15 protein-coding genes are annotated in these 21,986 nt (G+C 70.7%); 13 read left to right on the top strand and 2 right to left on the bottom strand.

Translation table 11 applies throughout. The annotated features are described in order from the left end of the window. Window positions 1-154: 154 nt before the first annotated feature. Both OHT77_RS35835 and OHT77_RS35830 read left to right on the top strand, forming a co-directional pair. Window positions 155-1,168: a serine/threonine-protein kinase gene (locus OHT77_RS35835; RefSeq protein WP_328832527.1), complete on the top strand. Its 1,014-nt coding sequence runs from the start codon at window positions 155-157 to the stop codon at window positions 1,166-1,168. A gap of 179 nt (window positions 1,169-1,347) precedes the next feature. Then, window positions 1,348-3,399 (top strand): N-6 DNA methylase, encoded by a 2,052-nt coding sequence (locus tag OHT77_RS35830; protein ID WP_328832526.1) that lies wholly within the window; start codon window positions 1,348-1,350, stop codon window positions 3,397-3,399. Between the two features lie 30 nt (window positions 3,400-3,429). On the opposite strand, the gene OHT77_RS35825 is transcribed toward OHT77_RS35830, so the two are convergent. Then, entirely contained in the window at window positions 3,430-4,911 is a 1,482-nt protein-coding gene (locus OHT77_RS35825) for a serine/threonine-protein kinase (RefSeq protein WP_328832525.1), read from the bottom strand. A 182-nt stretch (window positions 4,912-5,093) separates the two neighbouring features. Between OHT77_RS35825 and OHT77_RS35820 the strand changes: the two genes are divergently transcribed. The 4 genes from OHT77_RS35820 to OHT77_RS35805 all read left to right on the top strand — a co-directional run bounded on the left by OHT77_RS35820 (window position 5,094) and on the right by OHT77_RS35805 (window position 14,987). After that, complete coding sequence (locus OHT77_RS35820) at window positions 5,094-6,839, top strand: PD-(D/E)XK nuclease family protein (protein ID WP_328832524.1); 1,746 nt, start codon at window positions 5,094-5,096, stop codon at window positions 6,837-6,839. After that, a complete protein-coding gene (locus tag OHT77_RS35815) occupies window positions 6,832-8,100 on the top strand; it encodes a restriction endonuclease-related protein (RefSeq protein ID WP_328832523.1) in 1,269 nt (422 codons plus the stop codon). The genes OHT77_RS35820 and OHT77_RS35815 overlap by 8 nt, the downstream gene beginning before the upstream one ends. Beyond that, window positions 8,093-11,857, top strand: coding sequence for a hypothetical protein (locus OHT77_RS35810; protein WP_328832522.1), 3,765 nt, complete (start codon window positions 8,093-8,095; stop codon window positions 11,855-11,857). The genes OHT77_RS35815 and OHT77_RS35810 overlap by 8 nt, the downstream gene beginning before the upstream one ends. Window positions 11,858-11,939: 82 nt before the next feature. Continuing rightward, entirely contained in the window at window positions 11,940-14,987 is a 3,048-nt protein-coding gene (locus OHT77_RS35805) for a pPIWI_RE module domain-containing protein (protein WP_328832521.1), read from the top strand. A 346-nt stretch (window positions 14,988-15,333) separates the two neighbouring features. Here the strand turns inward: OHT77_RS35805 and OHT77_RS35800 are convergent, their stop codons facing one another. Further along, window positions 15,334-15,894, bottom strand: coding sequence for a hypothetical protein (locus OHT77_RS35800; protein ID WP_328832520.1), 561 nt, complete (start codon window positions 15,892-15,894; stop codon window positions 15,334-15,336). Between the two features lie 617 nt (window positions 15,895-16,511). Between OHT77_RS35800 and OHT77_RS35795 the strand changes: the two genes are divergently transcribed. From OHT77_RS35795 to OHT77_RS35765, 7 genes are all read left to right on the top strand, one after another. Continuing rightward, window positions 16,512-16,775, top strand: coding sequence for a helix-turn-helix transcriptional regulator (locus tag OHT77_RS35795; protein ID WP_328832519.1), 264 nt, complete (start codon window positions 16,512-16,514; stop codon window positions 16,773-16,775). A gap of 162 nt (window positions 16,776-16,937) precedes the next feature. Then, a complete protein-coding gene (locus tag OHT77_RS35790; protein WP_328832518.1) occupies window positions 16,938-17,819 on the top strand; it encodes a DUF6083 domain-containing protein in 882 nt (293 codons plus the stop codon). Then, window positions 17,816-18,289, top strand: coding sequence for a hypothetical protein (locus OHT77_RS35785; RefSeq protein WP_328832517.1), 474 nt, complete (start codon window positions 17,816-17,818; stop codon window positions 18,287-18,289). The genes OHT77_RS35790 and OHT77_RS35785 overlap by 4 nt, the downstream gene beginning before the upstream one ends. A 78-nt stretch (window positions 18,290-18,367) precedes the next feature. Continuing rightward, window positions 18,368-19,831 (top strand): UvrD-helicase domain-containing protein, encoded by a 1,464-nt coding sequence (locus tag OHT77_RS35780; RefSeq protein WP_328832516.1) that lies wholly within the window; start codon window positions 18,368-18,370, stop codon window positions 19,829-19,831. A 377-nt stretch (window positions 19,832-20,208) separates the two neighbouring features. Then, complete coding sequence (locus OHT77_RS35775; RefSeq protein ID WP_328832515.1) at window positions 20,209-20,853, top strand: TMEM175 family protein; 645 nt, start codon at window positions 20,209-20,211, stop codon at window positions 20,851-20,853. A 124-nt stretch (window positions 20,854-20,977) separates the two neighbouring features. After that, on the top strand, window positions 20,978-21,469 hold the full coding sequence (locus OHT77_RS35770; RefSeq protein WP_328832514.1) for a MerR family transcriptional regulator: 492 nt from the start codon (window positions 20,978-20,980) through the stop codon (window positions 21,467-21,469). Continuing rightward, window positions 21,466-21,912: a carboxymuconolactone decarboxylase family protein gene (locus OHT77_RS35765; protein ID WP_328832513.1), complete on the top strand. Its 447-nt coding sequence runs from the start codon at window positions 21,466-21,468 to the stop codon at window positions 21,910-21,912. The genes OHT77_RS35770 and OHT77_RS35765 overlap by 4 nt, the downstream gene beginning before the upstream one ends. Window positions 21,913-21,986 lie beyond the last annotated feature (74 nt).

Below are 21,986 nucleotides of genomic sequence, written 5' to 3'. Positions count from 1 at the left end.
CCCGCCTTCACCCTATTAGAGCAACAGTATGTGAACTCAGTCAACGAATAAAGCGTCGCGCGGGCGGCATTCGAAGCACCGCCGTGTCACACTCTCCCTGACACCAGCCCGGGCAGGGCGCGGCAGGGCACGGAGGGGACGGGCCGCAGCGCGAATGGACACCGGAACACTGATCGCAGGTCGCTACCGGATCAAGCGCCTCATCGGCCGGGGCGGCATGGGAGTCGTCTGGCTCGCCCACGACGAGAACCTGGGCCGCGACGTGGCGTTGAAGACCATGAACGTCGATCCGGGACTCACCGAGGAGCAGCGCGCCCGCGACGCCGAAAGGTTCCGCCGGGAGGCGCAGGCCGTCGCGCGACTCGACCACGCGGGCCTCGCCACCGTCTACGACCTCGGCGAGGAGAACGGCACCCGCTTTCTCGTCATGCAGTACGTGATCGGGCCCCCGCTCGACGACCGGATCGCCGAGGAGGGCCCGCTCTCCATCGAGGAGACCGCGTCGATCGGCGTCCAGATCGCCTCCGTCCTGGGCTCGGTGCACGCCCGCGACGTCGTGCACCGCGACCTCAAGGGCAGCAACGTCGTGATCCGCACGGACGGCGTGGTCAAGGTCCTGGACTTCGGCGTCGCCGCCTTCCTCGACCCGGACACCACCGGCCTCACCACGACCGGCGAGCGCCCCGGCAGTCTGGAGTGCATGGCGCCGGAACAGGTGCGGGGCAAGCCGGTCGACCCCCGCACCGATCTGTACGCGCTGGGCTGTCTGCTGTACGCGATGCTGACGGGCGAGCCGGTCTTCACCCACGAGTCCGAACTGATGCTGCCCGGCATGATCCTGGAGCGGCCACCCGTACCACCCGGCAGGCTCCGCGCGGGCATCCCCTCCGAACTGGAGGACCTGGTACTCCAGTTGCTGGCCAAGGACCCCGGCGAGCGGCCCGCCCACGCCGGCGAGGTGTGGCGGCGCCTCGCCGTGTGGCTGCCCGAGCGCCGTACCCCCGAACAGGCACTCGTCCCGTGGGCCGAGGTCGACCCGCTGCGGCCCTTCACCCACCCGATGGGGCCCGAGGCCCGGCCGGTGCGGGCATGGGCGGCATCGGGCCGGAACGGCCGATCGGGGCGGACAGGGGCGACGCCCGGGCGGCACGGCCGGCCGTCGCACTGACCCTCGCGCCCCGCCGACCGGAACGCGACATACGCTCCAAAGCCCGCCATCACGCATCTGTGAACAAAGTCAATGGTCATGTACGCTGACGGATGCAGTTCGGAGGAAGGGTGGCTTGATCACACACCCGCTACCGAGGGAAAAGTCCTCCCTCCACCAGAAATGCCCTGGGAGTGTAGATGTCCACGTCGCGCGCCGTTCCGGTGACCTTGGCCGAAATCGCCCGCCTTGCGGGTGTGGGACGAGCCGCGGTGAGCAACTGGCGGCGGCGGCATCCGTCCTTCCCGGTGCGGATCGCCGGCACCGACACCAACCCTCAGTTCTCCTTGACCGACATCGAGGGCTGGCTGCGCGACAACAAGAAGTTGAAGAAGTCCGCCGAGAGGGAGTGGCTCTGGCCCGGTTTCGAGGCGCTCGGCGGGCGTGACGAGACAGGGGCCGCGATCGCCGAGGTAGGACGGCTCCTCTCCGGGCGGGTGAGCGACGAAGGCGAAGAGATCCGTGCCGACACACGGAAGCTGATCGAACGGGCCGTGGATCTCGGACAGCGTGAAGGAGGCACGGAAACGTTCGCGTTTCTGCTGCGCCGCTGGCTCGACGTCCATGTGCGCCAGATCGCCACGACCCCGCAACCGCTGGCATCCCTCATGGCACAACTCGCCCTCAGGGCGGCCAACGGCGTGGCGGGCGACAGCCCAGGCAGCTCCGGCGGCACCACGGTCATGGACCCTGCTTGCGGCCCCGGGCACCTCCTCCTGGCGGCGGCCGACGCCGTGAGGGCGTCCGGCGCCGGGGCGCTCACGCTGCTCGGCAGTGACCGGGACGCCGTCCTCGCCTCGCTGGCGGACTCCCGCTTGGCCCTCGCCGAGAACGAGGGCCACAGGGAAAAGGAGTGGGTGCAGGTCTCCGTACGGGCGGCGGACTCCCTACGCGACGACCCGTTCTCCGGCACCCCCGCCGACATCGTCCTGTGCAACCCGCCCTTCAACGAACGGGACTGGGGATACGAGGAGTTGGCCACCGACGCCCGCTGGAGCCACGGCCTTCCCCCGCGCACCGAGCCCGAACTCGCCTGGGTCCAGCACTGCCTGGCCCAGCTGCGGCCCGGCGGCGCCGCAGTACTGCTGCTGCCGCCCGCCGTCGCGGCCAGGAAGGCCGGACGCCGCATCCGCGGCTCGCTGCTGCGCACCGGGCAACTGCGGGCCGTCGTCGCGTTGCCGCCGGGCTGCGCCGCACCGCACAGCGTCTCCCTGCACCTGTGGGTGCTGCGGATGCCCGCCCACGGGGAAGGCACACCGGTGGGCGGTCGGCTGCTGGTCGCCGACGCGGCCTCGCGCTTCCCCCGGGACTCGGAGGAGAAGTGGACCCCCGACTGGGCGGCGATCAGCGCTTTCGTGCGCGAGGCCGTCGAAGAGGCGGACTCCCCACAAGCATCTGCCTACGTACGACAGGTGCCCGTCATCGAACTCCTCAACGACGAGGTCGACCTAACCCCTGGACGCCACATTGCCCCGTCCCCGGCGGACACGGCACCCCGACTGGCCGAATCCTGGCGGGAGTTCACCGGGCTCACCGCGAACGTGAACAAGTCGGCCAGGCTGCTCGCGGCGCTCGACCTCGCCACGGCCGCGGCGGACACACCGACGGCAACCACAGTCGCCGAGCTCGCCCGGGCCGGGGCGCTCACCCTGCGCGGCGGTCAGCAGCCGCCGGAGGAATCAATCCACGCCGGCCCGCCGTCCGACGACGGCATCCCCCTCCTCACCGTCCCCGATCTTCTGGTGGACGCCGAACCCCGCAGCTGGCTCGCTCCCGGCACCGCGGCGGTCGGCGAGGCCGTGATCGCCGAACCCGGGGACATCGTGGTGGTGGGCGTCGCCCGTGCCTTCTCCGCCTGGGTCCACGAAGGGCCGCCGACCGCCCTCGGCCCACAACTGCATGCCGTGCGGGTACAGCCCGAACAGCTCGACGCCTGGTTCCTCGCCGGTTCACTGCGGGCTCCCGCCAATGCCCGGCAGGCCGGCACCCACACCACGAACTCCTCCCGCATCGACGTCCGCCGGCTTCAGATCCGCCAGGTTCCCCTCGGAGAACAGCGGCGCTACGGAGAGGCGTTCCGCGAACTCACCGCCTTCGAAAGGCTGTTGCGCCGCGCAGCCGACCTCGGCACCAGCCTTGTCCGCGACCTGGGCGACGAACTGGCTGCCGGACGCCTGGCCCACCAGGCGTAGCACACCGGCTCACCCACACCAGTCGGCGCGTCACGCCTCCCTGCGCCTGGGCTCGGCCAGGCGGGCCGTGAGCTGGGCGTCGACCGCGTGGCGTACAGCCTCGACACGAGCCGCGAGTTCCGGTGGCAGTCCGGCGGCGGTGCGGCCCGCCGTGTCAACCGCCGCGATGGCCGCCTCCAGTTCCCCGAACGTGAGCCGGCACTCAGCCAGGCGCAGCCGGATCAGCGCGCGATCGGCCCGCTCGCCTGGGCCGTCCCCGTGAATGAGATCGTCGTCGACAGCCTGGTAGAGGCGGGCCGCAGCGCCGAAGTTGCCGGAGAGACGGAATCCGTCCGCAGCCCCCTGCCAAACGCGACGCACCAGAGGGCGCCGCTCACCCCACTCCTTGCGGACCCGTTCTGTCAGACCGTGCAGCCGGTCGATCGCGTCGCCCGGCTCGCCGGACGCGAACTCCGACTCGGCCTGCGCGCAGAGCTGTTCCACCACGCGGGCGTCCAGCCACTCATCGGCCGGTGCGGACGCGACAGGCAGCGTGAGAGCAACCGGGCGCGGACGAACAGCCCGATCCGGCGGCCGACGCATGGGGGCGGTGGGGTCGGGGTGGGTGCGGGGCCGGGGCTCGGGATCGCCGACCCCCGGGGCGAACGGGTCGAGGACCTCCAGGACCTCGTCAACGGCCGGGCGCTGCTCGGGCTTCTTGGCGAGCATCCGCAGTACGAGATCGTCGATCGGCTCCGGGATGCCCGCGGCGTACGTGCTCGGTGGCAGCGGCACCTCGTTGAGGTGCTTGTCGGTCAGGCCGGACTCCGGGCCGAGCGGGAAGGGGGGCCGCCCGGTGAGGAGTTCGTAGAAGATGCAGCCGAAGCAGTAGACATCCGTGCGCGTGGTGGGCTCGCGCTCCAGGAGCTGCTCCGGCGCCAGATAACCGCGGGTGCCAAGCGTCGAACCGTGCGCCGTGTAACGGGTGGCGTCGGCGTGCAGCGGCTTGGCGATGCCGAAGTCGATGAGGACGACCCACCCCTCTTCATCGATCATGATGTTTGCGGGCTTGAGGTCCCGGTGTACGACCGGGAGCGTGTGTGCGCAGGCCAACGCCCCTGCCACCTGGATGGCGACGGCAACCGCCGTGGCCAGAGGCAGGGGGCTGTGCTCGTCGAGGAACGTCCGCAGACTCACTCCGGTCACCAGGCGCATGGCGATGAAGGGGACGCCCCGGTGCGATCCGCTCCCATACAGATCGGTGATTCCCGGATGATCGAGCGTGCCCAGGAGGTTGGCCTCGCGCCGGAACCGGGCGTTCCTGACGGCGAGTTCGGCCTCACGCTCGTACGGGTCGAGGCAGTACAGGGCCTCGGAGTCGTGGCGCAGGAACTTCACCGCCACCTCCCGCCCCCCGGACACCTCTCGGGCCCGCCAGACCTGGGCCATCCCGCCCTTGCCCAGAGAGTCCTTCAACTCGTAGCGCCCGTCGACCAGATCACCCACGCCGGGCTTGTACGTATCCGCGTCCACCACTGTGCCCCTTCGCACCACTGCGCATCAGACCCACCAGCGTAGCGTGAAAGATTCTAGACATGAGCCGTCCATGGACTCAGTTCACAGATTTATGCCATGCTCTAGTGGTGCCCGGATGTCCTCGGACTCCCGTTGCTCTGGGCACCCTCCTGCCCATACCGCCTGCCACGGGGGTCACCATGCAGAACCCACCCGGCGTCGCGGGCCACGACTGGTTGATCAGGGCGAGCCCCCGGATGGCCCGGCCCGACGACGCGGCCTGTCCCACCCACCGACGCACCGCGATGCGGCCCCTGCTCGTCGCCGACCCGGCCGTGCCGTTCCGGCGGCCACCCCGCGAGGAGTTCGCATTCGGCCCGCTGTTCACCGCCCTCGACCTGCTGGAACACGAGGGATGGTCGGTGGAGCGGGTACGCGAGGAACTCCGGGGCACCCGCGGTCCCTTCCGGGGATGGGGCGGCCCGGTTCACCCCGCCCACCTGGCCTGGACCGCCCACGCCCTGGAGCGCTACGTGGCCGCCCGTACCCGCGAACAGGCAGCCGCCGTCGAGGCCGGGCTGCCTGAGACCAAGCCGGTGAAGCAGCCATGGACGTGGCGCACTCCCCGCACGGACGCTCCCGACGCCCGTGGCGCCCGGCAGTACGAGCACACCCTCTGGGGCCGCATGTACGCCTCCTCCGACGGAAAGGTGCGCGACCTGTGGCTGCCTTCCATGGGCCGGGCCAAGACCGGCCGCCCCGACGCGGAGCTCGGGGCCGTGGCGCAGGTGATGGCCTTCGGCGCGCCCACGCCTCGCCGCAAGCAACGCGCCCAGCCTCCGCCCACCGCGACCGAGAGCACCAGCCTGCCCCGATTGGTCCGCGTCTTCGACGTCGGGTGCGCCGACGGGTCCGTGGAGGAGCTGCTCTCCGAAGACCCCGCCGAGGCGAGGCAGCGTTTCAGGGACGACGCTGTGCCTGCCTTCGTCACGGCTGCCACCGAACTCGGCGTGCAGCCCGGGGAGAGCTGTGTCGACTGCAAGGCCATCGCCGGCTGCACGGATCTGAAACGCACCCCGCGGCTGTGGGGCGGGCGCCCTCCGGCTCTCGCACGCCAACGCCGCTCCGTCTCCGTCTGGGACCTGCGGCTGCACGCCGAGTGCCCCGCCCAGTACCACCTGGTGCGGCGGCTGCACCTCAACGACCTCTCAGCCGAGGACCGGGGGGCACGGCGCGGCCGAGCCGTCGACGCCTGGCTCGACGCAGAGCACGCCGAACGCCCGGTGCGCGGCTGCCGGGACCGCGAGATCCCCGAGCCGACGGCGGTGCGGGCCAGGGCCGGACTCGACGACACCTCCGCACGCGAGGCTGCCGGGATGCTCGCGGAACACCGGCTCCTGTGCCCCCTCAACGGACTTGACGCCGACGAGCAGGTGCTCGTGCAGCATCGGGTCACGGCCTACGTGCCCGAACTCGACATCGTCGTCCTCGCCGTACCCGACCTGGTGTACACCCACCGCGGCCGGTGGATCTGGCGCGAGACCAAGACGTCGGCCCGCCCGCTGTGGGAACGCGATTCCCTGCTCCACACCTATCCCCAACTTGCCCTGGGTGTACTGCTGTTCCACGCGGGCGCGCTCGGCGACGACCCGCGCCGCTCCTGGGTCGAACTGGAGCACCTACGTGAAGGCCACGGTGAGAGTCGGCTCGAACCCATCGACCCCGGTCGCGCCGAGAACGTCGACGAAGCCCGGGCCGTCATCGCCGAACTCGCCCAGCCGCTCCTGGACGACACCACCTACGAACCGAGGACCGGACGCCACTGCCACGGCTGTCAGGCCCGGACCTGGTGTCGGCCCGGCACCGCCTACGTCACCGACCATCCGCGCCCGCCGAGCCCCGACACGCAGACCTCGCCGCGAGGAGACGCCACGCCCCATGCCTGACCAACAGCTCGTACCGGACTGGCTGTCCAACCCCGATGTCGTCCTCCTGCGGGACGTGGCCACCGCCGTAGTGCACCTGGCGGCCGTCGACCGCCTCGACTCCTTCACTCTGCCCTACCCGGCCGGCGCGCAGCGGGCCCTGGATGCCCTGGTACTCCAGTGCCTGCGCAACGGCGCCAAGCCCCCGTCCGGGGTGCCCGAGATGCTGCGCTGGGCCCGCGCCCGCCCCTTGGGCAGCTGGCCCCTAGACCGACTGCCCACCGACCTGTTCGACACCGCGGACCGGCTGATCGACGAGGATTCCGGAGAACCCGCGCAGCTCTGCCACGAGCTCGCCGTGCAGGGGTATGGCGACAGCACCGGACGGCAGTACGACCGCCTGGTGATCCACGAGGCCCTGCGCGCCTGTCGGGCCGTGTCGTCACCCGAGTCGTACACGGCCTTCCGTCGCCTCCTGGTGAATCAGCCCGTCCTCACCGAGGCGGACTGGGCTGAGGTGAGCACCGACCTCTTCCTCGACCCCGTGCGCTTCCTCGTCGAGGAGATCTATGCCCCCGTCCCGCTCGGGTTCCGCCGGGACGGCGCGTACCTGTGCTGTCATCGCTGCCTGACCCTGCTCCATCCGGTGTCCGACACCGAGTGGTGGTGCGAGCGCGACCAGTGCCGGCACCAAGGTCCCCCACCGCACGGCCGGGAACTCGTCGCGTCCGAGGTGGGCGAGCTGCGTCAACTGCGGAAACCCCTGCGGCAGTTCGTCACCGGGCCCGGACGCGCCGAGGTCTTTCTGGAGGGCGAGCTACGCGCCCTGGGCCTCACCGTCGAGATGTGGCCGGGCTTCGACGCGTACGACCTTCGCATCTCATTCCCCGACGGTCACGTGTGGGCCGTCGACGTCAAGGACTGGGCACACCCCGCCTTCCTCGGACGCGCCGCCACTGCCGTCCGCCCCGAGCCCCCCTTCGACGAAGCCTGTTGGGTGGTGCCCGCATTCCGGGTGCGCGCCCGCCGTGACTACCTGGCCATGTACGCCAAGGAGCGGGGCGCGGGGGCGGGCGGTCTGCGGCTGCTGACGGACGACCAGCTGAAACGGACCGCGCGGCTACGGCTGTCCGGCGAACGCGGGCCGGACGCGTCCATCGCGCCTCTGCACACCGTGCCCCGGGCCAGGGAGCACGGCGGGGCACGCACAGCGTCGTCCCGGTCCGGAAACCAGACCGCGGCGACCGACCGCACCGGGAAGAAGGGAGCAGACCATGCGTGACCGCAGCAGCTGGTACCAGCCGGTCGTCGCCGCACTGAGGCCTTGGCCCGAAGAACACGCCGGGACCCGGCCCGCTCTGCTCTGCCAGGTCGAGCTCGCCCTGCGGCTGATGGAGACCGTGGCGCCCGGTCACGCTGCCGACGGGGCGTGGACGCTCCTCGGCGGCTACGGCCTCGCCTTCGCGCGGGCCTCGAAGCTCCCCACTGGCACCACCGAACAGGTCGCGCTGGCCGCGGCCCGGCACCTGCTCTGGCCGATGCGCCGCGGCCGGATGTGGCAGCAGAGCCTGGACGCCTACCTGGAACTGCCCGAACGACTGCGCGCGTACCGCGTCCCGGCGGCCGGGGAGCCCGCCCATCGAGTCCCCCTCAAGGTGGCGGCCGACCGCTTCACCACCTACGACGACGCGCTCGCGAACCTCCCCGGCTTCGCCACGAAGGTGCTTCCCCCGGCGGAGGCGGGCGAACACCGCTTCATGGACCGCCGCCACCGGCGCACTTCCGTCACGGTCCCCGCCGATCTCGTGCGGGACCCCTTCCCCGGCCACCCCCTCACCGCCGAACGCCCGGCCACCGCAGGCCCCCTCGACGTGCCACTCGACGAACTCGCCGACGTCGCACGGTGGATGGACGCGGAGGAGCAGCGGCGCGGGCTCAAGGCGGGGAACTGGGAGCAGCGTCTCGCCCAACTCGACCTCGACACCCGTACCCCGGACGGGACAGACTTCGAAGCGGCGTCCGCGCTGCCGCTCGACCGGCTCACCCACCTCGTCGGCATGGTCGGCGCCGGTAAGTCGACCTTGATGACCCTGCTCGCCGTCTGGGCGTACCACAACGGCCTGCGCATCACTCTCGTCGTCGGCGACGTGGCCGAACAGCTGACGCTGACCGAGCTGTTCCGCACGCTCGGCCTGAGCGCCGCGCTGGTGCAGGGGGGCACGACGCGGCTCCAGCACACCCAGCGGCTGCACCGCAGACTCGCCGCACGGGGAGAACACTCCCTACTGGCGCACACCGGACCCGTCTTCGCCCACCTCAGCACCGCCTGCCCGCTGGACGCCCTGCGCGCACTCGACACGTCCGAGCCCCTGCGCTACACCGACGCACCGTGCGGTGCCCTTCACCCCGCTCGGCGCCAGGAGACCGCCGAGGAGCCCGCGGCCGAGCGCGCGGTACGCGAGCTCGAACGAGCCCGAGGCGCCGTCGACAGGCAGGGCGCCACGGACGACAACGATACCGACGAGGAGGACCTGGGCACCCCGCACGCCTGCCCGCTGTGGAGTGTCTGCCCCCGACACTCCGCCGCGCGTGACCTCGTGGACGCGCTGATCTGGGTGGCCAACCCGGCCAGTCTCGTCCAGACGGCGGTTCCGCGTCAGCTCAACGCCGAGCGCCTGCGCTATCTGGAGCTGGCCTGCCTGCGCAGCGACATCGTCGTCGTCGACGAGGCCGACCGCGTACAGATGCAGCTCGACCAGATGTTCGCCCCGTCGGCCACGCTCGTCACCACCGGTGTCTCCGACTCCTGGCTCGACCAGCTGCAGACCCACGAGATCGCCGAACTCGCCCGGCAGGGACGGCTCCAGCTCTCCGACCAGGACGTGGAACGGTGGTCCGCCGCCCTGGACGTCGTTGGTTCTGCCGCGGACCGGCTGTACGCCATGCTCATCGACGACGGAGCGCTGCGGGACTGGGCGCAGATCGACTACTTCAGTGCGTGGACCCTCCAGGAGAAGCTGCTGCACGCCTGGTACCCGCTGACGCGAGGCCAGGCCGTCGGGCGACCGGACAGCACGAGCGAAGGGGACGTCGAAGACGAGAGCGCACTCTACGAGGACGAAGACGGGCTTGGGGCCGATGGCGACTCCCCTGTCCCCGACGCTCCCTGGGCGCAGCGACGCACGGATATTACCGGGTTCTTCGACACGTTCCGCGACGATCCGCTCGGCGGACGCGGCCCCTATGGAACCCCCGCCGACGAGCTCACCGCCCTCACCCACGACGTGCTGCACACCCTCGACGAGAAACAGACACGGCGCCGTGTCCGCACGCTCCTCGACTCCCTCCTTGTCGGAGCGCCGGGCCCGGAACAGCGCCCCATGCCCGCCGCCGAGCGAGGCAAGGAGTCTGCCCCCGAGGACGTATCACTCACCGAGGAGTGGCGTGAACTCAACGCACGGCGGCTGGAGTTCACACTCGTCCTCGCCGCCCTGCACCAACGCCTGGACCGGGTGACGTTCCTGTGGCCTCAAGTGGAGGCAGCGCTACGGCTGGACTCCGCGGCCCACGAGCTGACCCGCCGCCCGCCCCTCGACTACGCGCCACTGCTGCCCGAAGCGCCCATGGGCAACGTCCTGGGCTTCCAGTACCTGGTGGACGAACGGGCCGCCGCCCGCAACAAGGACGGGCACCGCACCGGCACCCTGCGCTTCTTCCGTTGCGCGGGCGTGGGCCGGGAACTGCTCCTGGGTCTTCACCAGCTCGGCGCCGACCCAGGCCTCGGCAAGGCAGGCCCACACGTGCTGCTGATGTCGGGCACCAGTTGGGCCGGCACCTCTACCCGGGCCCACGTCCTCGCCCCCGTCCGCGCCGTACTGAAACCGCAGCGCAAGGCTCTCGATGCTATCCGGAAGACCGTGTTCCGCACCGAGTTCCTCTACGACGCCGCAGGACAGCCGATCCGGCTCTCCGGCCAGGACCCCGACCAGCGAGAGGACGTCCTGCGCCTGATGATCGACCGGCTCGCCCGGTCCCGGAGCGACGGCAACTCCTCCCCTCTCCAGAGCGAACTCGCTCAGATCCCCGACCAGCGCCGCAAGCGTGCCCTGCTTCTGGTGGGCAGCTACGCGGAAGCCAAGGTGGCCGCCACCGCCCTGAACGAGATCCCGCGCTGGCGTGGCCGGGTACGAGTCCTGGCCGCCGACGACGCCGAACTGGAGGCCGCTGTCGACGGGACGGCGCCGACGGGGAGCCAGGCGCCGGGCACGGGATCAGGTGCGGGAGCGGTCCGGCGTGGGGACCTCGCGTCCTTCGCCGACGACCCGGACGCCGAACTGCTCGTGGCGCCCCTCCTCGCCGTGGAGCGAGGACACAACATCCTCACCGCCCCCCAACGGCCCGGCGAGGAGAAGGTGGCGGCGTTCGGAACGGTGTTCTTCCTGGTCCGCCCGCATCCCCGCCCTGACGACCTGTCCCTGGCGGTCTTCGCCATCAACGACTGGGCGACGCGGTTCGTACGCGGTCAGCTGAAGCTGCCGGACGAAGGGACGTTCAGCGACATGGTCACCCAGGCCGGGGACTTGAACGCGGCAGGCAGTGCTTTCAGGACCACCGCACGCGGCGTGTGGCGGCACGTACTGTCACGGCCCTACATCTACTCCTCGCTCTCCGATGACGAGAAGAAGTCCTTCGTCTGGGACCAACTCGTCACCATCTGGCAGGTCATCGGGCGCCTCGTCCGCGGTGGCGTACCCGCCCGCGTCGTGTTCGTCGACGCGGCCTTCGCACCGCAACTCGCCGCGGCACAGGCCCCCTTCACCGGCCAGGGCCGGCGTCCACGCCGCGCAGGCGACCCGGGGCTGCTCGTCCGACTGCGGGACGTCCTGGCACCGTACTTCGCCCAGAGCGACACCGCCACCGTCGCATACGGCGCGCGCACCGACACCGCCGATGCCGCACTCGTCAAGCTGCTCTACCGCCCGCTGTACGAAGCGCTGTGCGCCATGGGGACGTCACCCGGCCCGCGATCGGTCGACTGAAGCACACCAACCACCGCGCCGGGCAGCACTGTTGGCGGGCAACCGCACCCGCCCACGTACGGACATCGCAGGGAGAACCGACATGTACAAGAACATCCGCCGATCCGCGTACCATCTGGCCGAGGAGGGCACCCCCTGGACCGAGGACTTCCACGCGCTCCCTTTCCCCGAACACTGGCATGCCGGACTCCTCGAACTGCACAACCACGGGCGGGACGAGGGGAAGCGGCAGCCGACGCTGCCCACCCGCCGACTCGACGGCGTGCTCCAGACCCTCGCCCCCGACGTGATCGTCCGCCCCCGGCCGCGGATCCCGGTGGAACCGGGGCCGCAGGCCGCCGAGGACTTCTGGATGTACGTACCGGCCTCGGCGCCCGACCCCCTCCCCGGCCGTTCCATGCAGCAACTCCTCGACGCCTGGCTGCGTACCCTCGGTCCCAAGGGCTCCGCACAGGATCCCCGGTTCCGCTCGATGTTGCTGGCGAGCAGCACCGAGCTGAAGCAGAACCTGCCCGAGTGGCAGCCGGTCAGCGGCGTCGAACTCCTCACCACCCCGACCACCCGGAGCGGCACCGCCGCTCCGCAACCGCGCCAGTTCCAACTCGCCACCGACGCCCTGGCACGCCGCATCCTGACCCTCGACCCCTTCCCGTTCGAGGGAGGGGAGCTGCGGTTCCGGGCGCTGCCCCGCGGACCTCGCGACCAGGGCGCGGAACTCATGTCGCAGCCTCTGTGCCGGACCGTCAAACGCAAGGAGTGGTGGTTCTCCGTCCTTCTGAACATCTCCCTGCACACCACTCCGTTCGACCCCAGGCCGCGTCTCCACCTGCACTGGGGTGTACGCCGCTGGGCAACCCACCCTCGGGCCACCACCAAACGCCTCAACCTGCCCTACCGGGAGGCCACCACCGTCTACCTGCGGCCCACCATCCCCTGGCTGCCCGGCGCACCGGCCACCGAACGCTACGCACTGGCACGCCTGCGCCGCGACCGGGCCACCGACACCTTCGTCTGGTCGGAGAACGACACCGCCGGCATCCTGCGCGGACTCAGCCTCGCCGGCAACTTCCCCGACCCCGAACAGCTCCTCACCGAACCGGTCTCCTGGATCGGCGAGGGCCGCGGCGTCCGGGCCGCCGTGGTCCACAGCACCAGAATGGGCAAGCACGAGATCGGCACCGGCTTCATGCCCAACCAGCGGGCCCAGCTCACCGAATGGGCCGAGCAGGCCCTCCCTGAAACACTGGCCCGGGTACCCGACCTCACGCGCGGACGCGGCAAGGGCATCGGCGCTCCGGAGAACCGGCGGCCCAAGCCCAGGACCGACGAGGCCAAGAAGACCGAGCTGCTGCGCGAGACCCGGGCACGGCGCGTGGCACTCGCGGCACAGGCCCGGATCGCCTCCCACGGCCCGGAACAGGCCGGCCCGCCCGTGGTGGAGGCCCGGCTGCTGTGGCAGTCGCCCGAGGTACGCGGCGAGGCAGTGGAACAGTTCGCCAAGGCCCTGGGCCTCGACGGCGACGGCGGCGCCAGTGCCGCCCACGTCACGGACCGGGACTTCGACGACGCCACGCCCGGAGCACCGGTCGTTCTGGAGTGGCGGACGGCGGAGGTCACACTCCGGCTGCGCTGCCTGCCCCTCGTCGACGGACTGGGCGACCGGCTCGTGCCCGACCCGGCGGTCAAAGGCAAAGGCGCGGCGTTCGCGGCGGCCGTCGCCGAACGGCGCCGCGCCCTGCGCGCCTGGCTCCGCGCGGACGGCGCGGACCCCTCCCGCCCCGAACTCGCCCTCGTGGAAGTCGCACACCGCAGCACGTTCCGCCCAGCGTCGACGGACCCCAAGTTCGCCATCCGCCTCGGGTGCGCCGACGCGGGCCTGCTGACTCAGTTCGTCGTCACCTCGTCCACCGACCGGCAGATCGACAATGCGGAGAGCCTCGACCACCGCACGTGCAGCTCGTGGCTCGACGGACTGCGCCAGCTCGGCGTCCGCGTCCTGCCCCAGCACACCCTCGGTGACGATCTTCCGGAGTCGCTGCAATACGCGGCGGTGTGGATGGTGAAACGTCGCAAGGACGGCCCGACCCGGTTGCCCAAGCACCTGCCTGTGGCCGTCCTGGTCACCCCGCTCCCGGCCGGGGAAGGCCTCGCGGCCGTACGCGGCTGGGATGACACCGCGGGGGAATGGGTGCCCTATCCGCAGTTCCTCCTCGGTCTGGTGAAACAGGCGGAGATCGACCCCGAAGCGTTCACGGAACCCGGGACTCCAGTCGATGACGCACGTCCCGATGCCTCTAGGGTCACCGGCAAGCAGTGGCGCAGCAACCTCGCCCAACAGCGCAGGGAGACCGCGGCATTCCTCCAACGCGTGCTGCACTCCCTCCGAGGGCAACCCACCGCACTGATCACCCACGCTCAGAACAGCCGACTGCACTGGCCCTGGCTCCAGGACGGCCAGACCGAACGCGATCTGATCAAGACCGGCCACGCCCCGGCAGGACGACTGGACGACGAACTGCGCCTCGTACGCGTGCGCGGATGCGGCGGTCGCGAGAGCGCCCAGTGGTGGGGGCTGGCCGACCCGGGCAAGCCCCACGGACAGCCGGCTGGCTTCTGGGCACAGGATCCCCAGCAGCGTTACGGGGACGGGGCTTCGTCGCGGGAGCGGGTCTTCTACAGCACCACCGAACGCCCCGGCACCCATGCGATCTCCCCCGCACTCGACCGCCTCGCCACCCGGGTCAACGCGGCAGGCAACCTCACCTCGCAGGCGGGCACCAGCGCCTGGAACCCGACCCTGGTGGAGATCGCGGTACTGGGCTGCCACGAAGACGACGACTCCGCGGCCCCCGAACTGGAAAAGCCCGACGAACCCGAGGCGCTGGCCCTCGCCATGCACCAGCTCCGCCAGGCCCCGGACTACGCCGCCGCCCTGTCTCTCCCCCTCCCCCTCCACCTCGCGGGGCTGGCCCAGGCATACGTCCTCCCGACACTCGCGGACGGCGACGGGACTTCGAACGAGGACTGGGACTCGCCTGCCGGTAACCAGAGCATGGAGGACCCAGATCTCGCCGAGGCGGCCGGACTGTCCACAACGCCGGACGACGAGGCCGAGACTGTCCACGACTGACGACGGGATCGACACATATGCAGTGCCCTGACGACGAGGACACCGGTATCCACAGGACCTGTGTTCTGAGAGTCCGACGACAGCCCCTACGTGCACCCTTCTCTACTCGTGTGCCCGGTCCAGCGGAGGAATGCGGAACGCTGGGGTGACCGTGACCAGTTCGGGTCTGGCCGCGACGTCGGTCACGTCGCCATCGGTCCCCTCGCCGCCGGCGCGGTCAGGCGTTTCCCTCGCTCATCCCGTTCCAGGGTTCGAACCTGCAACCGCTTACCCGACAGCACGTCTGACGAGCCAAGTCACCCCCGTCGGCCGTTCCCGCATCTCACGGTCGGCAAGGGGTTGCCGGTCATCGCCTCGACGCTAGCGTCCAGTGCACGTCGCCTGAATCCGGGCAGATCCACCACCCTTCCAAAACGCCGTTCGCCGTCAGATGGCTGAGCACACCGTGGAACCCTTGATCGCGCAGGCCACAGTCACGGATGATCCGGTCGCACTCACTCAGTCCTTCCCCCGAGGACGGATCGCTGCGCGCCGCGAGATAGACGCCCGACAGTCGCAGCTGCGGCTCTGCCCCACCGATCCGGGCAGGGCACCCGGTGCGCAACGCCCAGTCGGCCGCGCGCCGCCGGTCGGGGCGGGCCGGTGACTGGGCGAGCAGCGTGGCGTCGCGAAGCTCCGCAGCCACCCCGGCCGCTCCGGGACCATTCACCATGCTTGCCCACCCCGCCTGTTCCAACTCACGGCAGGCCTGCACCGGATCGATACGAAGGCTGCGCAGCAGGCCCGCACGGAGTTCGACGTGCAGGTACGCGTTCATGCGCAGGGCGCACTGCAGGGCGAGGAGCCTCGCCCCGGCGGACACGTCCGCGGGCAGGGCCGCGGCCAGGTAGCTGAGGATCTCGCTCACGCGGACACGCTCCCCCGGCCCCCGGCTGGGCCGGGGACCGCGCGGCCGCACGGAAGGCGGGTGGAACGGTGCGGCCAGCACGGTGTCGGGCACGACGGCGGCCTGGGCGGTTGCCGCGGCGCAGGCGCCGCAGGCGTCGGCGAGGCGCCAGACACGGCCGCCGCGTTCGCAAGCCAGGAGCAGGCGGATGGGCCCCGCGCACCCGCGGTGACGGCGGTGCCAACGGCAGCCGCGTTCATGACACTGACAGATCCGCAGGTGAGGAGCCCTCAGATCACCGCGGGCATGCCGGGCGAGGTGAGCAAGGGCCGCCGAGCGCGCGGACTGCGCGGTGACCCGCCGACCGTCCTGGGGACAGTGCTGGCAAACGAGAACGAGCCCGCCGGTCTGGCATCGCAGTTCCACCGTCCAGGTCCGCGCCGCCTGAGGACACAGGGTGCGCAGCCTCATGTGCGTGTATCCCTCCCTTCCCGTCCGGCGCCAGCCCCACCGCGCGGTACGGCGGGACGGCCGACACCGTAGTGCAGACCCCTGCCCTCCCGCCGGTGAAGTCATCGGGAGAAACAGGGCAGAGGTCTGCACTGACAGGGCAAGCGTCTGCACCGTCGGATGGTCGGGTGACGATCTTGCCGCCCGATCCGGACCTCGACGCCCTCCGACTGGAGCTCGGGCGTCTGCGGGCTGAGCGCGGGTGGAGCTACGACGAGCTTGCCTCCCGCAGCGGTCTGAGCAGGCGCACTGTGATCGAGATCGAGCAGGGCCGCACCGTCGGCACCCTCAAGACATGGCACGCCCTCGCACACGCCCTTGACACACCGCTCGACGAGCTCTTCGCCACCCTCTGCCACGAGCACTGCCTCCCCGGCACCGACGACAGCTGATACGGGCCCGTCCAGCGCCGACGGCGATTCACTCGATCCGGCAACGCCCTATCGAATGCGCGAGCAAGCGTTCGCACTGTTGTCGCCCCGTTCTGCTCTGCCCGGGGGATCATCAGGGTCGCGTACCGCATGCGGGGCGTGTCGGCTGGCAGGTTCGTCCGCATGTGCTCCTCTCCTTCTCCTTCCGCGCGGCGCTGGGACGGCAGCCGCCCGAGCTCGCACCAGCGGCGGTCCCTGCGTATCGCCCCCGACAGTGCCAGCCGGTTGCTGCGATGCGGCCAGACCACGTCCTGCCGCGAATGCGGCAATCCGGTCGAGTGCTACCCGGGGGCCGACGACCGGCTGGTGCGGCTGCATCCGCACGAACTGCCGGTGGCCGGGGTGCCGGAGGCCTGCCGCTGGCACGTCAGCCGCGGCATCGCCCATCCCGCGGGCGACGGGAGCAGCTGGTGCCGGCTGGCACACGACCTGCTGTGCCCAGCCCGCCCGGCTCCGACGGCCGCGCCGCAGCTGTCCGGCCTGCGCCGGACTCTCGCCCTGCACACCCGCCGTCTGCTGGACACCGGAGTCCTCGCTCCACCTGCCACACTGGCAGGCGGCCCGCCGCCGGGCGAGGCGGTCTGCCGTCCGGCCAGGCCCGTCGTGCAGCTGCTGTTCGTCCGCTACCTGGCCTCCCGCCCCGTCGATGAGATCCAGTGCGTCGCCCAGACCCGGCGCCGAACCCGCTGTACGACCAAGGTCCTCGGCCCCGGCGGGTTGCACGGGGTGTGGACCCTGGTACCCGTGACCGTGCACCACGGTCAGCTCGCACTGCCGTCGGATGTCATGGCCGTCTACAGCCTGTCCGCACTGCCGTACCAGGAACAGCTGCGCTGGCGCACCCAACGGTGCCGGGACCATGCCACAGCGTCGACCGCCGGTGACCTCGCCGTCGCGGACTGGGACCCCTTCGACCCGCTCCGCCACCACGAGCACATCCACACCCGCCTGCCCACGCACGGGCGCCGCCCCGGCGGCCACGCACCCCGGCGGGTCTGGTCGTGACGCATCAGTACGCCGTCGAGATCGTCCTGACGCGGCCCGCCACCGTTCGGGAACTTCACCAGGCCCGCCACCAGGTGACGTTCGCCGCGAACGCAGAGCGCACCCGGCTGATGACGATGCAGCGCGGCAAGAGCCCGGGCCGCGCCCTGCACCGCCTGCGCCACCGCCTGGACACGGTCCTGCCGATCGACGTGCTGACCACGCACTATCCCGACCGCCAGGGCCATGTCCTGCTCAATGTCGCCCTCAGCCGCCGCGCCGACGCGCAGATCCGCGAGGAGGCGGCCGCGCTTGGCCAGCGCGCCGGGGACGTCCTAGCCGAACGAATCACGGCCTATCTCGCGCACGAGCAACTCCAGCGGCGCCACCGCCTCGAGTCGCAGATACAGCGCCTGCTCACCCACCACACCCCAGAAGAAGTTCTGGCCTGCGCCGCAGGCTGCCTTCTGCAGGTACGTCTGCCACGCTGAGCCCGCCGGCGCCTCCCCGGCCGGACGCAGCCACCCGCTGCGCCCCGTTCCGGCCGTTCCCATCCCACGGAGCCCACGTTGCCCACCCCCACCCACGAACAGGTCCACGCGGCGGACACTTTCCGCGCCGGACGGCACCTCGCACTGCAGGCCGGAGCCGGAACCGGGAAGACCAGCACCCTGTGCATGCTCGCCGCCGGCACCAAACGCCGGGGACGCTACCTGGCCTTCAACAAGGACATCGCGCAGGACGCCGCAGCCCGCTTCCCGTCCACGGTGCAGTGCCGGACCGCCCACGCCACCGCCTTCGCCGCACTCGGACACCGCTATGCCGACCGACTCAACAGCCCCCGCCAGCCAGCCTGGAAGACCGGACAGTCCCTCGGCATCCTCCGCCCCGTACGGATCGCCGACCACGAGATCAGCCAGAGAACCCTGTCCCACAACGTGCTGCGCACCGTCACCCGCTTCTGTCACTCCGCCGACAGCGCACTGGCCCAACACCACGTGCCGCGCCTACGCGGCCTCGACGCCCCGGCCGCCCATTGGCAGTTCGCCGAACTCGTGCTCCCCTTCGCCGCCAAGGCATGGGCGGACCTGCAGCGCCCCGACCACGGCATCGTCCGCTTCGAACACGACCACTACCTCAAGATGTGGGCGCTGACCAGGCCGAAGATCGAGGCCGACTTCCTCCTCCTCGACGAGGCCCAGGACACCAACCCGGTGCTGGAGCAGGTGTTCACCGCACAGCGCGACCACGCCCAGCTCGTCATGGTCGGCGACTCCGCCCAAGCCATCTACGGCTGGCGGGGTGCAACCGACGTGATGACCGGCTTCGACGCCGAACAGCTGACCCTCACCCGCTCGTTCCGCTTCGGGCCACAGATCGCCAACGAGGCCAACCGGTGGCTCGCGCTCGCCGACGCCCCTATCCGGCTGACGGGCACCACCAGCGTTCCCGCAGAGGTCAGCAGCGTCGACCACCCCGACGCCGTGCTGTGCCGCACCAACATCGGCGCCATGACAGAGGTCATGCGTCTGCTCGGCGAAGGACACCGCGTAGCCCTCACCCGGGGAGGCCAGCAACTGGCCCAACTCGCCTCTGCCGCACGCGACTTGAAGGGAGGGCGCCGCACTCATCACCCCGAGCTGGTGCTGTTCGCGTCCTGGGGCGACTTGCAGGACTACGCCGCCTACGATCCGGCCGGCTGCGACCTGCAGCCCTTCGTCGACATCGTCGACACCCACGGTCCCGACGCCATCCTCGCTGCCGTGTCCGACCTCACCGAGGAAGCACACGCCGACGTCACCGTCTCCACCGCCCACAAAGCCAAAGGCCGCGAATGGCCGACCGTCAGGATCGGCAACGACTTCCCCCAGCCGAAGGACCCCAACTCCGGCACGAGCGCGGCCGACCAGGCCCCGGAAGTAAGCGGCACGGACGCCCGTCTCGCCTACGTCGCCGTCACCCGTGCCCGCCACCAACTCGACCTCGGCGGCCTGGCATGGAACGCCACCCCTCAGGAGAACGAGAGTGGTTGACGCCGCAGACATCGAGGGGCAGCCAGTTCCCCAGCCCGTCCACGACAAGGGCGGCCGAGTGGTGGCCTAGCCAGTCGACTCGGTCATCTCGCAAGCCTTGTGCAGCACACTCAACCTCTCGCTGGTGTCGTCGCAGGTAGAGCTACCTCCAGTTACAGAGAGTCAACGACGGCAACCATGATTTGCCAACAGGGATTCTCCACCTGCTCCCGACCTGCACGTCTCAGTCCATGATTTGCCAACTAGAGTTCTCGGTCACAGGCTGCGCCGAGCGGGGTCAGGCCTCGACCACCCCCCGTACCGGACCGTAAGGGGACCCACCGGTTCGACACCACCGCCTACGGGCTCTGTCATGCCGACGCCCTACTGTCATCGGCATGACAGAGCCCTTGGTAGCGACGCGTACACCCGAGCACACCCCTGGCACAGCACGCCTGATCGCTCTGTCCGACGGGATATACGCCATCGCGATGACGCTGCTCGTCATCAATGTCGCGGTCCCCGCGGATCTGAGCGACGCCGCGTTCCACAAGGCCCTGAGCGGCACTCTGCCCAGCCTCGGCGCGTTCGCGCTCAGCTTCACGCTGATCGCCGGGTTCTGGCGGGACCATCGGCGCATCCTCACGGCGGTGCCCGTCGAGACGGGTGTGGTGACCCGGCTGACCCTGCTCGGTCTCGGCCTGGTCGCACTGCTGCCCTTCCCCACCAGCCTCCTGGCCGAGTACGCCTCGAAGCCCGACGCCGTGGCCCTCTACGCGAGCGCCATGGCCGCGATCCACTCCGTGCACGCGGCACTCCTACTGCTCACGCAACGCCAGGTGCACCCCTCGCCCGACTCCCCCGCCGCCAAGGCTCGTCTCCGCTTCACCGTCCAACTCGCTTCCAGCGTCCTGGTGTTCGTCCTGTCCATTCCCTTGGCCTACGTCAACACGGCCGCAGCGATGTGGTTCTGGATCACGATCGTCCCGGCCCATGTCGTCCTCGGCCACTACCACCGCCGGCAGGCCCGGGCCCAGGACTGACACCGGTCCTGCCGCGCGGGCGGGTTGGTCGGTGCCGCTCGGCGAGTACGGCTTCGAGGTGCTCGCCTGCCGTGCCCCAGGAGGGCTTGACCTGGAGCGCGCTCCAGGTTTTACCGTGGTGTTCATGACCAGCGGACAGCCCCTGAAGTCCCAGCCCCTCCCCCGGAACCGGAACCGGGACCTGGAGCAGCAGGTGCGGGAACCCACCCTCACCATCGCCCAGGTCTCCGAGCGCACCGGACTCTCGCACGACACGTTGCGCTACTACGAGAAGGCCGGTCTCATCGAGCGGGTCGGCCGGAGCACCGGGAACCAACGGCGGTACCAGGCGGCGGACCTGGCCTGGCTGGAGTTCCTGCTGCGGCTGCGCGAGACGGGCATGTCGATCGCCGACATGCAGCGGTTCGCGGCGCTGCGGGCGGCGGGGAACGTCTCGGTCGCCGCCCGGCTGGCGATGCTCCGTGCGCACCGCGCCGAACTGGCCGACCGCATAAGGACGTTGCGCCGCAACGCGGCCGTGCTGGACCACAAGATCGACCACTACGAACAGCTGCTCCTCGACGAACACGAACACCAACACGAGCACGAGCAGCCGGGATCGGACGAACTGACATGAGCGCGAGCACCACCCGTGAAGAGCGTTTCACCCACGGCCTGGAGGTCCTGAAGCGGGTCGACGGCGAGGCCGGGCAGCGGGTCGTCGACTCGCTCGCCGACATCAACCCCGAGTTGGGCCACCAGGTCGTCGCCTGGGCCTTCGGCGAGATCTACGACCGTCCCGGACTCGCCCCGCGCGACCGGCAGTTGGTGACGCTGGGCATGCTCACCGCACTCGGCGGCTGCGAGGCACAGCTCGACGTGCACGTGAACGCGGCACTGAACGTGGGCCTCACCCCGGAGGAGATCGTCGAGGCGCTGACGCACTCCGCCGTGTACTGCGGCATCCCGAAGGCCCTGAACGCGACCTTCGCCGCGAAGAAGGTCTTCGCCGAGCGTGGACTGCTGCCGCTGGGACAGCAGCCCACGCCGGACACCCGGACTGAAGCGCCCTCCGCCTGATCGAGACCGCGGCTCGTGACGAGTTCGTTCGACGTGTCAGACATTGGTCAGCACTCCGAACGGTGAGATAGGGA

Source organism: Streptomyces sp. NBC_00252, from assembly GCF_036187565.1.
Classification (GTDB): Bacteria; Actinomycetota; Actinomycetes; order Streptomycetales; family Streptomycetaceae; genus Streptomyces.
This window is presented reverse-complemented; position numbering and strand designations above follow the sequence as displayed.

Excerpts from the sequence above, each read along its gene's own strand:
- OHT77_RS35765 (WP_328832513.1), top strand. The coding sequence starts at position 21,466 with ATGAGCGCGAGCACCACCCGTGAAGAGCGTTTCACCCACGGCCTGGAG.
- OHT77_RS35790 (WP_328832518.1), top strand. The coding sequence starts at position 16,938 with ATGTGCTCCTCTCCTTCTCCTTCCGCGCGGCGCTGGGACGGCAGCCGC.
- OHT77_RS35835 (WP_328832527.1), top strand. The coding sequence starts at position 155 with ATGGACACCGGAACACTGATCGCAGGTCGCTACCGGATCAAGCGCCTC.
- OHT77_RS35775 (WP_328832515.1), top strand. The coding sequence starts at position 20,209 with ATGACAGAGCCCTTGGTAGCGACGCGTACACCCGAGCACACCCCTGGC.
- OHT77_RS35820 (WP_328832524.1), top strand. The coding sequence starts at position 5,094 with ATGCAGAACCCACCCGGCGTCGCGGGCCACGACTGGTTGATCAGGGCG.
- OHT77_RS35770 (WP_328832514.1), top strand. The coding sequence starts at position 20,978 with ATGACCAGCGGACAGCCCCTGAAGTCCCAGCCCCTCCCCCGGAACCGG.
- OHT77_RS35815 (WP_328832523.1), top strand. The coding sequence starts at position 6,832 with ATGCCTGACCAACAGCTCGTACCGGACTGGCTGTCCAACCCCGATGTC.
- OHT77_RS35830 (WP_328832526.1), top strand. The coding sequence starts at position 1,348 with ATGTCCACGTCGCGCGCCGTTCCGGTGACCTTGGCCGAAATCGCCCGC.
- OHT77_RS35805 (WP_328832521.1), top strand. The coding sequence starts at position 11,940 with ATGTACAAGAACATCCGCCGATCCGCGTACCATCTGGCCGAGGAGGGC.
- OHT77_RS35810 (WP_328832522.1), top strand. The coding sequence starts at position 8,093 with ATGCGTGACCGCAGCAGCTGGTACCAGCCGGTCGTCGCCGCACTGAGG.